Genomic DNA, 16800 nt, shown 5'->3' with positions numbered 1-16800 from the left:
TACTGTTTTCTCTACTTCAAGTCAATGGAATTTTACTGAAACTTTTTCATCACATTTATGCATGTTTTTCTAAGTTTCCAATATCAAACAAAGAGGCCTTGCTCTTTCGAGCAAAGCCTCTTCCTGTTGGATCTAAAATTGTCACCTCATCAACAAGTTTGTCGATGTCACCTCAATTTTAGTCTTCGCGTTTTTTGCGTTTTGCAAGTCCCGCAAGGCCAACCATACCAAGTGCAGCACCTAACAATGCAGCAGATGCTGATTGTTCTTCACCAGTTTCAGGAAGTGCTGGAGCTGGAGGAGTTGTAGGTGTTGGTGGCGTTGGTGGTGTTGGCGGTGTTGTTGGTGGTGTTGGTGGTGTATTCGGTGGTGTTGTCGGCGGTGTATTCGGTGGTGTTGTTGGTGGTGTATTTGGCGGTGTTGTTGGTGGTGTATTTGGCGGTGTTGTTGGCGGAATAACAGTGTTGTTAAACTCTGTATCTTCTGGCAACTGAGTAATAGCCGTCAATACTTTACCGTCTTTGTTAATCATAATACCCACAGTGGCAACCATCTTATCGTATTCGATGCTAGAATCTGTGCCACGGATTTCTTCTACATGGTAGAGATGAGTTCCTTCTTCACCACGTTTGAATTCAAGATTTGAGAAGGTGATCTTACCAGCCGCATCATTGGTTACGGTTTCGATCACATTTCCTTTTTCGTCCTTCAGAACGAAGCTGAATTCACCAGCCTTCAATGCACGACCTTCCAATTTCTTAGTGAATTGGAATTGAACCTTAACTGGAATGTTGACTACACGTTTTTCAGTTGGTTTTTCTGGTTTTTCTACAGTCTTCTTAGTTGGATCGTATTGGTGTACGATTTGTGAAGCTGTATTTTCAATGTCCACACCATCTTGAGCAGATTGTTTAATTTCTGCAGGAATTTCAAACTTGTAGTAACGTCCAAAGGCCAACTTAGTTGTGTCGATCACTTGTGTATTTTCTGCGTCTCCAAGTGACTTAGTCAAGTCTGCTTTAGATGTTGCAGTAATCACACCGTTTTCAACCTTGATATCAAACTTAGCTGTTACATCTTCTCCTGTTACAGAGTCGTATGCCTTAATATCAGCTCCGTTGACAGTCAAGTTCGCACTATCATATTTATCTGTAACACCAACAGATTGAATATTGTGTGCTTCAGTGAATTTAGTTGTATCCAACCATACTTGGTAGTATACTTTATCACCTTTCTTGAGTGTCTTCGTATTGATATTTTGAGCTTCGTTGTTATCAGTCTTATCAACGTAAGGGTTCGCATTTGTTTCCGCAACCTTATCCTTCAACTCTTTATCATCGTCGAGAAGTTTCACACCTGTAAGATCGAATTTAGATTCGTTCAAGATGTATTTCTCTGGATTGAATTCTGGAGTTTCAGGTGGGCGAACAGTGTTATTGAATTCTTTGTCTGATGGATCCGTTACCTTAGTAAGAAGAGCTTTCGCAGTTCCATCATGAGAAACTTCAACTTTCACAACTGCTTTCATCGTGTCATAAGTAACGGTTGTATCAGTTCCTTTGACTTCTTCTACAGTGTAGTTGTAAGTTCCTTCTTGACCTTTCTTGAATTCAAGAGCTGAGAACTTAACGTTACCAGATGCATCGTTCTTCACAGTTTCAAGAGTCTTACCATCTTTATCCTTAAGAACGAAGCTGAATTCGTTAGCTTTAAGCTCACGGCCTTCCAAACGTTTCGTGAAGTTGAATTCTACTGAAACAGGGATGTTCACAACACGTTTTTCAGTTGGTTTGTTTGGTTTCTTCACTGTCTTGCTTGTTGGATCGTATTGGTGAACGATTTGAGCTGCAGTGTTTTCAATATCCGCACCACCCTTAACAGTATCTTTCACTGTTGCTGGGATGTCGAACTTGTAGTAACGTCCAAACGCAAACTTAGTTGTGTCGATCACTGGAGTATTTTCTGCGTCTCCAAGTGACTTAGTCAAGTCCGCTTTAGAAGTTGCAGAGATCACACCGTTTTCAACCTTGATATCAAATTTAGCAGTCACATCTTCGCCTGTTACAGAGTCGTAAGCTTTGATGTTTGCAACATTGATGTCAAGTTTGTCTTCTTCGTAGTCATCAGTAACACCAACAGATTGGATGTTGTGCGCTTCAGTGAACTTAGTTGTATCCAACCATACTTGGTAAACAACCTTATCGCCACGTTTCACTGTCTTAGTATTGATGTTAGCTGCTTCATTATTGTCAGCCTTATCAGCGTAAGGATTTGCGTTTGTTTCCGCAACCTTGTCTGCCAATTCTTTATCATCATCAAGAAGTGATTTACCAGTAAGGTCGAATTTCTCAGCGTTCAAGATGTATTTCTCTGGGTTGAACTCTGGAGTTTCTGGAGGAGTCACCTTGTTGTTAAATTCTTTATCCGCAATGTCGCCAACTTTCGCGATCAGAACTTTAGCTTTTCCGTCGTGTGAAACTGTGACTGTTACATTCGCTTTCATAGTGTCGTATGTAACGGTTGCGTCTGTTCCTTTAACTTCTTCTACTGTGTAGTTGTGAACGCCTTCTTGACCTTTCTTGAACTCAAGTTTAGAGAACTTAACGTTACCATCTTTATCGTTCTTCACAGTTTCAAGAGTATTACCTTTTGAATCTTTAAGAACGAAGCTGAATTCGTTAGCTTTAAGCTCACGGCCTTCCATACGTTTAGTAAAGTTGAATTCTACTTCAACTGGAACGCTGTTGACACGTTTTTCAGTTGGTTTTTCAGGTTTTTCAACTTTCTTAGTAGTTGGGTTATAGTAGTTAACAACTTGAGCCGCAGTATTTTCAATGTCTACTCCACCTGCAACGTCAGCTTTCACTGTAGCTGGGATATCAAACTTGTAGTAACGTCCGAATTCGAATTTAGTTGTGTCGATCACTTGTGTGTTTTCTGCATCGCCAAGTGACTTCGTGAAGCCATCTTTAAGGGTTGCAGTAATCACACCGTTGTTCACAGTGATATCGAATTTAGCTGTTACATCCGCACCAGTCTTACCATCATAAGCTTTGATTGCTGAACCATCAACATCAACTTTAGCCTCATCGTAGTCATCTGAGATTCCTACTGATTGGATATGGTCTTTGTTGTTTGCGTCAAATTTAGTTGTATCCAACCATACTTGGTAAACAAGTTTTTGACCTGGTTTAACTGATTTAGTATTGATATTCGCTTTTTCGTTATTAGATGCATCGTCCGCATATGGGTTCGCATTGGTATCTGCGTACTTGTCTGCCAACTCTTTATCATCATCTAATAATGAAGTTCCAGTCAAATCAAATTCTTTTTCGTTTAGAACATATTTTTCTGGATTGAATTCTGGAGTTTCTGGAGGAGTTACACGGTTGTTAAATTCTTTATCCGCAATGTCGCCTACAGTTGCCACAAGAACTTTAGCAGTACCATCGTGTTTAACTGTGACTGTTACATTCGCTTTCATTGTATCGTATGTAACGGTTGCGTCTGAGCCTTTAACTTCTTCTACAGTGTAGTTGTGAACACCTTCGTCACCCTTCTTGAATGACATAGCTGAGAACTTAACGTTACCAGATGCATCATTGCTTACAGTTTCAAGAGTCTTACCTTCTGAATCTTTAAGAACGAAGCTGAATTCGTTAGCTTTAAGCTCACGGCCTTCCAAACGTTTAGTGAAGTTGAATTCTACTTCAACTGGAACGTTATTAACACGTTTTTCAGTTGGTTTGCTTGGTTTTTCAACTTTCTTAGTTGTTGGGTTGTAGTAGTTTACAACTTGAGCCGCAGTATTTTCAATATCTACACCACCAGGTACATCAGCTTTCACTTTTGTTGGGATGTCGAACTTGTAGTAACGTCCGAATTCGAATTTAGTTGTGTCAATAACTTGTGTGTTTTCTGCGTCGCCAAGTGACTTAGTGAAGCCATCTTTAAGAGTTGCAGTGATCACACCGTTGTTGACAGTGATATCGAATTTATCTGTTACTTCTGCGCCTGTTACTGAATCGTAAGCTTTGATCTTAGTAGAATCAAGTTCCAACTTAGTTTCATCGTAGTCATCTGAGATTCCTACTGATTGGATGTTGTCCTTGTTAGCTGCGTCGAATTTAGTTGTATCCAACCATACTTGGTAAACCAACTTGTCGCCACGTTTAACAGTCTTGGTATTCAAGTTTTGAGCTTCGTTGTTTGATGCATTGTCCGCATATGGGTTCGCATTTGTATCTGCGTACTTGTCTGCCAACTCTTTATCGTCATCAACGAGCTTGTCACCTGTGATATCGAATTTCTCTTCAGAAACAACATATTTCTCTGGTTGGAATTTAGGTTCTTCTGGAGGACGAACAGTATTGTTGAACTCTTTATCAGCGATTGCTCCTACAGTTGCTACAAGGGCTTTAGCCGTACCATTGTGTGATACTGTGATTGCTACAGTAGCTTTCATTGTATCGTAAGCAACAGTTGCGTCTGTTCCCTTCACTTCTTCTACAGTGTAGTTATGTACGCCTTCTTCGCCCTTCTTGAAGCTGAGTGGTGAGAATGCAACATTACCAGCCGCATCGTTGCTTACTGTTTCGACAACTTTACCTGATGCGTCTTTAAGCACGAAGCTGAATTCGTTAGCTTTAAGTTCACGACCTTCCAAACGTTTCGTGAAGTTGAATCCTACTTCAACTGGAACGTTGTTAACACGTTTTTCAGTTGGTTTGTTTGGTTTTTCAACAGTCTTGCTTACTGGGTTGTAGTAGTTTACTACTTGAGCCGCAGTATTTTCGATGTCTGCACCACCAGGAACATCGTTCTTAACAGTTGCTGGAATATCAAACTTGTAGTAACGTCCGAATTCGAATTTAGTTGTGTCAATGATTTGAGTGTTTTCCGCATCGCCAAGTGACTTAGTGAAGCCATCTTTAAGTGTTGCAGTCATCACACCGTTGTTCACAGCGATATCGAATTTATCTGTAACATCAGCTCCAGTTACTGAATCATAAGCTTTGATTGCTGAACCATCAACATCAACCTTAGTTTCGTCAAAGTCATCTGTAATTCCTACAGTTTGAACGTTGTCTTTGTTAGCTGCGTCGAATTTAGTTGTATCCAACCATACTTGGTAGTAGATCTTTTCGCCGCGTTTAACAGTCTTGGTATTGATGTTTTCTGCTTCGTTGTTTGAAGTTCCATCTACATATGGATCTGTATTTGTTTCACCATATTTATCAGTCAACTCGGCATCATCGTCAAGAAGCTTGTTATCAGTGATAGAGAATTTCGCTGTATTTAATACGTATTTCTCTGGTTGGAACTTAGGTTCTTCTGGAGGAGTCACACGGTTGTTAAATTCTTTATCCGCAATGTCGCCAACTTTCGCGATCAGAACTTTAGCTGTTCCGTCGTGTGATACAGTGACTGTTACATTCGCTTTCATTGTGTCGTATGTAACGGTTGCGTCAGATCCTTTAACTTCTTCTACTGTGTAGTTGTGTACGCCTTCTTGACCTTTCTTGAATTCAAGAGCTGAGAACTTAACGTTACCAGATGCATCGTTCTTCACAGTTTCAAGAGTATTACCTTCTGAATCTTTAAGAACGAAGCTGAATTCGTTAGCTTTAAGCTCACGGCCTTCCAAGCGTTTCGTGAAGTTGAATTCCACTTCAACTGGAACGTTGTTTACACGTTTTTCAGTTGGTTTGCTTGGTTTTTCAACTTTCTTAGTTGTTGGGTTGTAGTAGTTTACTACTTGAGCCGCAGTATTTTCGATGTCTACACCACCAGGTACATCAGCTTTCACTTTTGTTGGGATGTCGAACTTGTAGTAACGTCCGAATTCGAATTTAGTTGTGTCGATCACTTGTGTGTTTTCTGCGTCGCCAAGTGACTTAGTGAAGCCATCTTTAAGAGTTGCAGTGATCACACCGTTGTTGACAGTGATATCGAATTTATCTGTTACTTCTGCGCCTGTTACTGAATCGTAAGCTTTGATCTTAGTAGAATCAAGTTCCAACTTAGTTTCATCGTAGTCATCTGAGATTCCTACTGATTGGATGTTGTCCTTGTTAGCTGCGTCGAATTTAGTTGTATCCAACCATACTTGGTAAACCAACTTGTCGCCACGTTTAACAGTCTTGGTATTCAAGTTTTGAGCTTCGTTGTTTGATGCATTGTCCGCATATGGGTTCGCATTTGTATCTGCGTACTTGTCTGCCAACTCTTTATCGTCATCAACGAGCTTGTCACCTGTGATATCGAATTTCTCTTCAGAAACAACGTATTTCTCTGGTTGGAACTTAGGTTCTTCTGGAGGACGAACAGTATTGTTGAACTCTTTATCAGCAGGATCTGTCACGTTTGTGATCAAGGCTTTCGCTGTACCATCATGACGAACTTCAACTGTAACGACAGCTTTCATTGTATCGTATGTAACGGTTGCGTCTGAGCCTTTAACTTCTTCTACTGTGTACTTGTAGGTACCTTCTTGACCCTTCTGGTATTTAAGGGCAGTGACAGTTTTACCAGCTTTATTGGTGTACTCTACTGGAGCAAACTTGATCTTACCAGCTTTGTCGTTGGTTGCCGTTGCGATCACAACATTGTCGCTGTCTTTCAACTCGAATGTAAATTCGCCAGCTTTAAGGTCGCGACCTTCCAATTTCTTAGTGAAGTTGAATTCAACTGAGATTGGAACACTGTTGACACGTTTTTCAGTTGGTTTGTTTGGTTTTTCAACAGTCTTACTTACTGGGTTGTAGTAGTTAACAACTTGTGCTGCTTTGTTTTCAATATCTGCACCAGCTACAACATCGTCTTTCACTGTTGCTGGAATATCAAATTTATAGTAGCGTCCAAATTCAAACTTAGTTGTATCAATGATTTGTGTATTTTCAGCGTCGCCAAGTGACTTAGTGAAGCCATCCTTAAGGTTAGCTGTCAGAACACCATTGTTATCAGAGATATCAAATTTCGTCGTAACATCTGCACCAGTAACTGAATCGTAAACCTTGATATCTGAAGCATTAACAGTCAATTTATCCTTGTCGTAGTTATCTGTGATACCTACTGTTTGGATATTATCTTTGTTGTTTGCGTCAAATTTAGTTGTATCCAACCATACTTGGTAGTAAAGTTTTTGACCACGTTCAACTGTCTTAGTATTCAAGTTTTCATCTTCGTTGTTGGCAGTTGTATCGACATATGGATTGGTGTTTGTTTCACCATATTTATCTGTCAATTCAGAATCGTCATCAACGAGCTTCGTACCTGTGATATCGAATTTCGCTTTAGAAACAACGTATTTCTCTGGTTGGAACTTAGGTTCTGTTGGTGGAGTGACACGGTTGTTGAATTCTTTATCCGCAGGTTCTGTCACGTTTGTGATCAAGGCTTTCGCAGTACCATCATGACTTACTTTAACAGTTACAACTGCAGCCATTGGGTCGTAAGTAACAGTTGAGTCTGTACCTTTCACCTCTGTTACAGTGTAAGTGTACGTACCTTCTTGACCCTTCTGGTATTTAAGGGCAGTGACAGTTTTACCAGCTTTGTTTGTGTAATCAACTGGAGTGAACTTGAAGTTACCGTTTGCGTCGTTGGTTGCAGTCGCAATCACAACATTGTCGCTATCTTTCAACTCGAATGTGAATTCGTTAGCTTTAAGAGCACGACCTTCCAATTTCTTAGTGAAGTTAAATTCTACTGAGATTGGAACATTGTTTACACGTTTTTCAGTTGGTTTTTCAGGTTTTTCAACTTTCTTAGTCGTTGGGTTGTAGTAGTTAACAACTTGAGCCGCAGTATTTTCGATATCTGCACCAGCTACTACATCGTCTTTCACTGTTGTTGGGATATCAAACTTGTAGTAACGTCCGAATTCGAATTTAGTTGTGTCGATGACTTGTGTGTTTTCTGCATCGCCAAGTGACTTCGTGAAGCCAGCCTTCAAGTTAGCAGTGATCACACCGTTGTTGACAGCGATATCGAATTTATCTGTTACTTCTGCACCTGTTACAGAGTCATAAGCTTTGATGTCAGCTGCATTAAGATTTAATTTCGCTTCATCATAGTTATCTGAGATACCTACTGTTTGGATGTTGTCCTTGTTCGCTGCGTCAAATTTAGTTGTATCCAACCATACTTGGTAAACCAATTTAGAACCACGTTCAACAGTCTTAGTATTCAAGTTTTCTGCTTCGTTGTTTGATGCATCGTCCGCATATGGGTTCGCATTTGTATCTGCGTACTTGTCTGCCAACTCTCTATCATCGTCAACGAGCTTGTCACCAGTGATATCGTATTTCTCTTTAGAAACAACATATTTCTCTGGTTGGAATTTAGGTTCTTCTGGAGGTGTTACACGGTTGTTAAATTCTTTATCAGCTGCATCTGTTACGTTGGCAACGATTGCTTTAGCTGTACCATCGTGTGAAACAACCACTTTAACAGTAGCAACCATTGTATCGTATTTGACAGTTGCATCTGTACCAGGAGTTTCTTCTACTGTGTAGTTGTAAGTCTTACCAAGATCATCACGACCGAATTCAAGAGTCTTGAAGACAATCTTACCAGCAGCGTCATTCTTCACGCGTTCTACTTCAACGCCGTCTTTCTTCAATACGAATTCGAATTCCTTGGCTTGAAGTTCACGACCTTCCAAACGTTTCGTGAAGTTCATTTCCACTGGAACTGGAACGCTGTTGACACGTTTTTGTGTTGGTTTTTCAGGTTTTTCAACTGTCTTGCTTACTGGGTTGTAAACGTGAACTGTTTGGTTGGCTGTATTTTCAATATCAGCACCAGCTTTAACAGATTCTTTCACAGTTGCTGGAATATCAAATTTATAGTAACGTCCAAATTCGAACTTAGTTGTGTCGATAACAGGAGCATTGACTTTATCTTTGATAAATTCATCTTTAGAAGTTGCAGTGATGGTGCCGTTTTCAACTTTGATGTCGAATTTATTGGTTACTTCTGCACCAGTTACTGAATCATATGCTTTGATGTCCGCTGCATTGACGTCCAATTTATCAGCGTCGTATGTATCAGATACACCAACGTATTGGATGTTGTTCGCTTCAGTGAATTTAGTCGTATCAAGCCATACTTGGTAAACCAATTTAGAACCACGTTTAACTGTCTTAGTATTCAAGTTTTCTGGTTCGTTGTTGTTTGTCTTGTCTACATATGGATCTGCATTTGTTTCAGTGTACTCATTTGTCAACTCATCGTCGTCATCCATCAACTTGTTACCAGTGATGTCATATTTCTCTTTAGAAACGACAAATTTTTCTGGTTGGAATTCTGGAGTTTCTGGAGGAGTAACTTTGTTGTTGAATTCTTTATCTGCAGTACCATCAGTAGCCTTACCATTGGCATCTTTACCACCAGTTGATGTCACGTTTGTAACAGTTGTCAATGAATGACCGTTCTTCGCAACCTCAACAGTCACTGTAGCCTTCATTTGGTCGTAAGTCATTCCAAATTCTTTGTTTGCCGGAATCACTTCTTCTACAGTATATGTGTGGGTACCAACTTTTGTATTGTCAAATGACAATTCTGAGAAGGTTACGTTACCGTCAGCATCATTTTTCACAGTTTCAACTTCTCTACCAGTTGAATCTTTCAATACGAAGCTGAATTCACCTGCAGCCAATTTACGACCAGCCAATTTCTTAGTGAAGTCAAACTTGGTCACAACTGGTGAAACCACATAGTTGTTGAATTCCGTGTCTTCAGGCATTGTAACAGCTGCGCTCAAGAGACCTGTAGCTGCATTTTTGGTTACATTAACGGTTACGACTGCATTCATTGAATCGTAGTCGATGTTTGTATCTGTTCCAGCTTTTTCACGTACAGTGTAAGTGTGTTTACCTACAGCGTTGTATTCAATCGCATCAAATGTGATAGATCCATCTGCTGCATTTTTCTTGGTTTGGATCACATTGCCATTTTCAAGCAATTCGAATGTGAAGGCATCCTTTGTAAGCTCTTTCCCTTCAAGACGTTTAGTGAACTTGAATTGAGCTTGAGCTGCAGCAGGTGTGAAGGTGTTGTTGAACTCTGTATCTGCAGGAAGTGTGTTTGTTGCTTTAAGAACATGACCTTCCTTAGTAACAGTGATTGTTACTTCAGCTTTCATTGGATCGTAAGTCATGCCAGTTTCTTTATTTTCTGGGATAACTTCTTCTACAGTGTACTTGTGAGTACCAACTTGAGTATTATCAAAGGTCAAATCATCAAAGGCTACAACACCTTGTTTAGTATTGGTCTTGGTTTGAAGAGTCTTACCATTTGAATCTTTCAATACAAAGCTGAATTCGCCTTCTTTCAACTCACGGCCTGCAAGGGCTTTGCTGAAGTCGAAACGAGTCTTAACTGGAGCTACTGCAAAGTTGTTAAACTCTGTATCTTCAGGCATTGTAACCTTAGCAGTCAAGACACCAGATGCAGCATCTTTCGTAACGTTAACTGTTACGACTGCATTCATATTATCGTAGTCGATGTTTGTATCTGTTCCAGCTTTTTCACGTACAGTATAAGTGTGAGAACCTTCTTTATCGTAAGAAATCGCGTCGAATTGGATGGTTCCATCAGCCGCATTTTTCTTAGTTTGGATGACATTGCCTTTTTCAAGCAATTCAAATGTGAAGGCATCCTTCGTAAGCTCTTTCCCTTCCAATTTCTTAGTGAACTTGAATTGAGCTTGTGTAGCAACAGGTGTGAAGGTATTGTTGAACTCTGTATCTGCAGGAAGTGTGTTTGTTGCTTTAAGAACGTGACCTTCCTTAGTAACAGTGATTGTTACTTCAGCCTTCATTGTGTCGTAAGTCATACCAGTTTCTTTATTTTCTGGGATAACTTCTTCTACAGTGTACTTGTGAGTACCAATTTGTGTATTGTCAAAGGTCAAATTATCAAAGGCTACAACACCTGCCTTAGTATTTGTCTTGGTTTGAATGACCCTACCATCTGAATCTTTCAATACAAAGCTGAATTCGCCAGCTTTCAACTCACGACCTGCAAGAGCCTTGCTGAAGTCAAACTTGGTCTTAACTGGAGCGACAACGTAGTTGTTGAAGACCTTATCATCTGCGCTTGATGAAAATCCACCAGTACCGCTGTATTTAACGGAAGCTTGCAAATCACCTTTAGAGTTCTCAGTTACAGTAACTGTCATGGCAACTGTCATACCATCGTAATCGACGTTTGTATCTGCCCCTTTAACCTCAGTGATTGTGTAGATGTAAGTACCAACTTTATTGAAAGTTAAGTTACTAAATGTCGCTTTACCGTTTTTGTTAGTAACAGTTTCTTCATGTGAAGGAAGTGATTTGTTTTCATTGACTTCTTTAATCTTGAAGCTGAATTCACCATCAACAAGTACACGTCCTTCAAGTTGTTTTTCAACTTCTGGAGTGACTGTTACTGGTTCTTGCTTCACGTAGTAGTAAACAGGTTGTTTATACGGTGTCAAAGTGTTGAGCAAGTCAACGTTGGTACCGATACCTTCTACCCCACGTTCCAATTGAGCGTTAGCTGAGCCGTGTCCAATTCCATCTCCTAAGAATGGCACGAATACAGTATGATATGGTTCATATCCAGCAGCTTTTTGGAAGTCAAATGGAACTTCTTTCCCGTTTGGATAATTCGTTTTTGCTCCAGTTTTTGGATCAGTTACAGTATGTGCAATAGTGTTAAGAGGTGATTTTTTAACAACTAACTCCTGTGAATTCCATTCACCTGGTTTAATCGGCTTCGTTTCTGCTAGCAACATATAGCCATCGGTACTTAATGAACCATCAGAACGTTTGCTTTGTTGTCTTGGATCAAGAAGATAAACACGAACAACTACTGAACCATCTTCTCCAACAACTTCTTTGATACGTTTGATACCGTAACGGTCCGCATCCATGAATTTCGTACCAATGGTGTAAGGACGACTTACAGTACCTGATTGATCTTTTGCGTCAGCAGTTTGGTAAAGTTTGTATCCATCAAATTGACGTTCGCCAGATGCTGTAAAACGTTGTCCTTCTTCAGCTTTAAGAGTGTATCTAGCTAACTCAACTTCATTACCATTTTCTTTATAATCTTGAACAGTTTTATCTGTCTTATTGGCGTTAAATGTTGGATTGTTTTTATCAACTACTTTATAGTAAGTTGTTTTATTGATTGTTACTGGTATTTTAGCGTTTGAATCAGTAATTGTACGACCATTGTAAGCTGGTTCAACAACGTTTAAAATATCTGTTGTAGTACGAGCGTTATAAACCGCAGTATAAAGTGCTTGCTCAGCAGGCGTAAGTTGGTGCCCACCAGCTACTAAGTCTGTGATACTCTTTCCAACTGCATAACCATTTTGAATAAATGGTTGAGCTGCTTTACCTTTTTCACCAGTACCTGCTTTATAATCAACTTGGAAAGTTAATTGGCTATTAGACGCTGCCGTAGTAGTCGTGAACTTTTGAACGCCACTAGAATCGGTAATAGTTCTTGTTTCTACTACATTACCAGTGTTTTTGTTGAGCAATTCAACAGTTGTATCGGTAGAGTCATCAAATCTCTTATAGGCACGCGCATAATAATTTGTATTATAACGCTTATTGAATTCAGTAAGATCCCAAATAGCGTAGGTATACCAATCGCCTTCTTTAGCAGCGTAACCTGCTGGTACTGTTTGTGATGAAACAGTTGCACCATTTGGATCCGTCATATCAGGTGTAGCAACTTCACCATCTTTAAGGTAAGTTTCTACAGAAACTGGCTCGTTATTGTGGTCTGTCAAAGCACGACGTCCACGACGACGGCTACTTACTGCTAAAGCTCCTGCATTTGTACGTTCGTCATTAGCATTTGCTACAGCCGCAGCAGCATCTGTACTTGCTGCTCTTTCTGCTTGCGCAGTTGCTTCTGTACCAGTGATTGGAGCTGCTGAACTTACAGTAGCTGAAAAAGTAGTTGTTGGTGCTGGTGTAGCCGCTTCTTCTCTTGCAGCTGCTCTTTCTGAGCTTTCACCTGCTGCAGCACGAGTTGCAGTAGGTTGAGCAGTGGTAGCCGCTGTTGTAGAAGCTGGTTTAGAGCTGGTTTCTGCCTTTTTCGCTGTTGGTAGAGCGATTTCTGGCAATGAACCAACGTTTAGTGGTTTTGAAGCTTCTTCAGTTTTTTTAGTTTCAGCTGGAGCTACCTTATTTTCTGTAGCAGCTGGTGTTGCAGCTGCCTCAGCTTTATCTGCTGCTTTGTTAGCCTCAGATTGCTCTTTGACTTCCTGCGCAGCACCTGTATTTGCTTGATCGACATTTGTTACTGGAGCATTATAAGATGCTTCGGTAGAAGAGGCAACTGTTTCAGCTGCTGTGCTATCAGATGCAGACTCCGTCGAAGCTGACGTCGATGCACCTGAAGAGGCAGTTGTTTCCTCCGCAGAAGCCGTATTGGCACCTGCAGCGAAAAGAGCTGTCCCTAAGAGAACAGAACAAACCCCAACGCTATATTTTCGCAATGAAAAGCGCTGACGCTTATTAAATACATCCTTCATTTATAGGATCTCCTTTTTCATATTTCATGATTCCATGATACAAATAAAATTGTAACATCATTGACATCTGCAGTCAATCTGTTGAAATTTAATTGTAATATTCTTGTCAAAATGTCATATTATACCACATATTTTTTAATAATTTGTGCTAAATTGTCACATTTTTTCCTATTTGGTTCACTTTTTTTACATCAAATAAAGAATACAGGAAAACAAAGATCGTTCTGTCTTCCTATACTCTTCTATATCATTATTTCACTTCTGAGATCAATCCAGTATCCACATCATACACAGCTCCCGAAATAACGACATCCTCTGGAATCAAAGGAGAAGCCTTTAAAAGCTCCATATCCTCGCGGACACTCTCCTCAATATCTTGAAAAGGAAGGAAATCGCGATCTCCTACATCCACACCCAGTTCTTTCTTGAGATGCTGACGGAAAGCTTCGTTTTCAAAGGTCTGTGCGCCACAGTCTGTATGGTGCAAGACCACAATTTCACGGGTGCCCATCTGCTGCTGGGAAATGACCAAAGACCGGATCATGTCATCAGTCACGCGCCCTCCAGCATTCCGCAAAATATGAGCATCTCCAAGAGCCAGACCTAGTGCCGGCGCCACGTGAAGACGGGAATCCATACAGGTCACAATGGCTACTTGTGTTTTGGGCTTAATCGGAAGACGGAGGTCTCCATGTAGCGCCACATAAGCTTGGTTAGCTGTTAAAAAATTATCAAAATAAGACATGGTCTCTCCTTCATTCCTTTGAAATTCAAATTATCTATTATTTTACCACATCCGATCCTTTCTGTCAGGGGATACCTCCTGTCATCTGTCACATCTGAAAAAAAGCCTTAAACTTCCCGTTTAAGACTTTTCTACTATTAAAATTAAAATACTTTCTTCAAGACTTCAGACAGTGTACTCACACCGACCACCTCGATCCCTGATGGTGTCGAAATCCCCGTCAGAGAATTTTTCGGAACATAAATCTTGGTAAAACCGAGCTTGGCAGCTTCATTGATCCGTTGTTCGATCCGATTGACCCGGCGGACTTCTCCTGTCAAGCCCAACTCTCCAACGAAACATTCCTGCGGGTTGGTTGGTTTGTCCTTGTAGCTGGAAGCAATGGCAACTGCAACCGCTAGGTCGATAGCTGGCTCATCCAACTTGACACCACCTGCAGACTTGAGGTAAGCATCCTGATTTTGAAGGAGCAAACCCGCTCGTTTTTCTAGCACTGCCATGATGAGACTGGCCCGATTGAAATCAAGCCCTGTCGTCGTCCGCTTGGCATTTCCAAACATAGTTGGAGTCACCAAGGCCTGCACCTCCGCCAAAATCGGACGCGTCCCTTCCATGGTGACCACGATGGACGATCCAGTTGCCCCATCCAAGCGTTCTTCCAGAAAGACCTGACTAGGATTGAGAACCTCAACCAGTCCACCTGATTGCATCTCAAAGATCCCAATCTCATTGGTCGAACCAAACCGGTTCTTGACCGCTCTCAGGATCCGGAAGGTATGGTGGCGCTCGCCCTCAAAGTAGAGCACCGTATCCACCATGTGTTCCAGCATACGTGGACCAGCCAAGGTTCCTTCCTTGGTCACATGGCCGACGATAAAGATGGCGATGTTATTGGTCTTAGCCAGCTGCATGAGTTCAGCCGTCACCTCACGCACCTGAGAAACAGACCCCTGCACCCCTGAAATCTCAGGAGACATAATCGTCTGAATGGAGTCAATGATCAGAAAATCAGGCTGGATACGCTCTACTTCTGCTCGCACGCTCTGCATATTGGTCTCGGCATAGAGATAAAACTCACTGTCGATATCCCCCAAGCGCTCTGCTCGAAGTTTGATCTGCTGGGCTGATTCCTCTCCACTAACGTAGAGAACCGTTCCCACTTGAGATAGCTGGGTCGACACTTGAAGGAGAAGGGTCGATTTCCCAATCCCAGGATCCCCACCGATGAGGACGAGACTTCCTGGTACCACTCCGCCTCCAAGGACGCGGTTAAACTCCTCCATCTCAGTTTTGGTCCGATGGACATTGATAGAGGTCACGTCCGCTAATTTCATGGGTTTGGTCTTTTCACCCGTCAAGGACACACGCGCATTCTTAACCTCAGCGACCTCAACTTCCTCAACAAAAGAAGACCAAGAACCACAGTTAGGACAGCGCCCTAGGTATTTGGGTGAATTATAGGCACAATTTTGACAAATAAATGTCGTTTTTTTCTTTGCGATGATAAACCTCTTTCTATATCTCTACCTCACACTCAATCACTTGGCAAAAATCAATCTTCTCATTTGGCACAAACTGGCGCATAAGCATGCGATGGGCTACAACTACCACAGTTTGATGTCCCCGATACTTAGCCATGCATTCTAGAAAACGAGACTTCATCTCTACAGCTGTCTCATATTGAACAGGAGAATTTGGGAGCAACTCCCCCTTGTTTTCTAAAAACAGACATCTAGCTGTTTCAAAGTTCTCTATACCTGTTTCATAAACCTGCCATTCATGCAATAATGGCTCTACCCTCAAAGGAAGGCCAGTAGCACAGGATACATAAAAAGCCGTTTCTAAAGCTCGCGTCACTGCAGAAGACACCATGATATCAGCTGAGCCAAATAAAGGATTTTTGCAAAGTTCCTGAGCTTGTTGTCTTCCTTTCTCAGATAAGGGTGCCAAATCTATCCCGAATCCAGTATAGGAACGCTCCTCTAACTCACGGTAATTTGGCTCCCCGTGACGGATAAAAATAATTTTCATATTAAGATCCCCATAAAACTATCCAATCTTGATTCCGCAATCTTGCCACTGCTTCAGTGTTTTAGAGAATTTCTTCTGGTTGGCAACTCCGACAGCAGACAAATCGACAGAAACCTGATAATTCTCCTTGGTAGCTGCCAAAACGGAAGCCTTAACACAGCCATTGCCATCTACCCCTATAAACTCTATACTTTTAGCACCGTTTTCCTCTAAAAAATCTTTTAAATCTGGATTAGTAAAGCAAGAAGCCCGACGCTTTTCAAAAATACGAGAAGATACAAGCAGCAAGCCGGTCGCAAATTTCTTCTTTCTATCTTTTCTCTCCCAGAAAAAACGATTGAGAATATAGATAACTCGTTCGCTAGGATAGGTAGCAATTTTGTCATTTACAGCTGCAGTCAGTTCTTCATGATATGCTTTTCCTACAGCAACATAATCTGACTGCATGTCTACAACTAATAAATAGTCTGCCATTTTA

Annotated in this window: 5 protein-coding genes; all 5 read right to left on the bottom strand. The window is 41.1% G+C overall.

What is annotated here, in order from left to right; translation table 11 throughout:
* Positions 1–178 precede the first annotated feature (178 nt).
* Entirely contained in the window at positions 179–13546 is a 13368-nt protein-coding gene (locus tag QM870_RS04530; protein WP_414368795.1) for an SspB-related isopeptide-forming adhesin, read from the bottom strand.
* Positions 13547–13796: 250 nt separating this feature from the next.
* On the bottom strand, positions 13797–14291 hold the full coding sequence (locus QM870_RS04525; protein WP_414368794.1) for a beta-class carbonic anhydrase: 495 nt from the start codon (positions 14289–14291) through the stop codon (positions 13797–13799).
* Between the two features lie 143 nt (positions 14292–14434).
* Positions 14435–15793, bottom strand: a complete 1359-nt coding sequence (gene radA / locus QM870_RS04520) for a DNA repair protein RadA (protein WP_080554439.1) — start codon at positions 15791–15793, stop codon at positions 14435–14437.
* Between the two features lie 13 nt (positions 15794–15806).
* A complete protein-coding gene (locus QM870_RS04515; protein WP_414368792.1) occupies positions 15807–16322 on the bottom strand; it encodes a histidine phosphatase family protein in 516 nt (171 codons plus the stop codon).
* A gap of 18 nt (positions 16323–16340) precedes the next feature.
* Positions 16341–16796 (bottom strand): isochorismatase family protein, encoded by a 456-nt coding sequence (locus QM870_RS04510; RefSeq protein WP_023919765.1) that lies wholly within the window; start codon positions 16794–16796, stop codon positions 16341–16343.
* Positions 16797–16800: the final 4 nt, after the last annotated feature.

Source organism: Streptococcus parasanguinis, assembly GCF_047463195.1.
Classification (GTDB): Bacteria; Bacillota; Bacilli; order Lactobacillales; family Streptococcaceae; genus Streptococcus; species Streptococcus parasanguinis_R.
Note: the sequence above shows the minus strand (reverse complement) of the source record. Positions and strands in the feature narration are given on the sequence as shown.

Bases quoted from the DNA above. Each gene is read 5' to 3' on its own strand.
- QM870_RS04530 (WP_414368795.1), bottom strand. From the start codon at position 13,546: ATGAAGGATGTATTTAATAAGCGTCAGCGCTTTTCATTGCGAAAATAT.
- QM870_RS04525 (WP_414368794.1), bottom strand. From the start codon at position 14,291: ATGTCTTATTTTGATAATTTTTTAACAGCTAACCAAGCTTATGTGGCG.
- QM870_RS04515 (WP_414368792.1), bottom strand. From the start codon at position 16,322: ATGAAAATTATTTTTATCCGTCACGGGGAGCCAAATTACCGTGAGTTA.
- QM870_RS04510 (WP_023919765.1), bottom strand. From the start codon at position 16,796: ATGGCAGACTATTTATTAGTTGTAGACATGCAGTCAGATTATGTTGCT.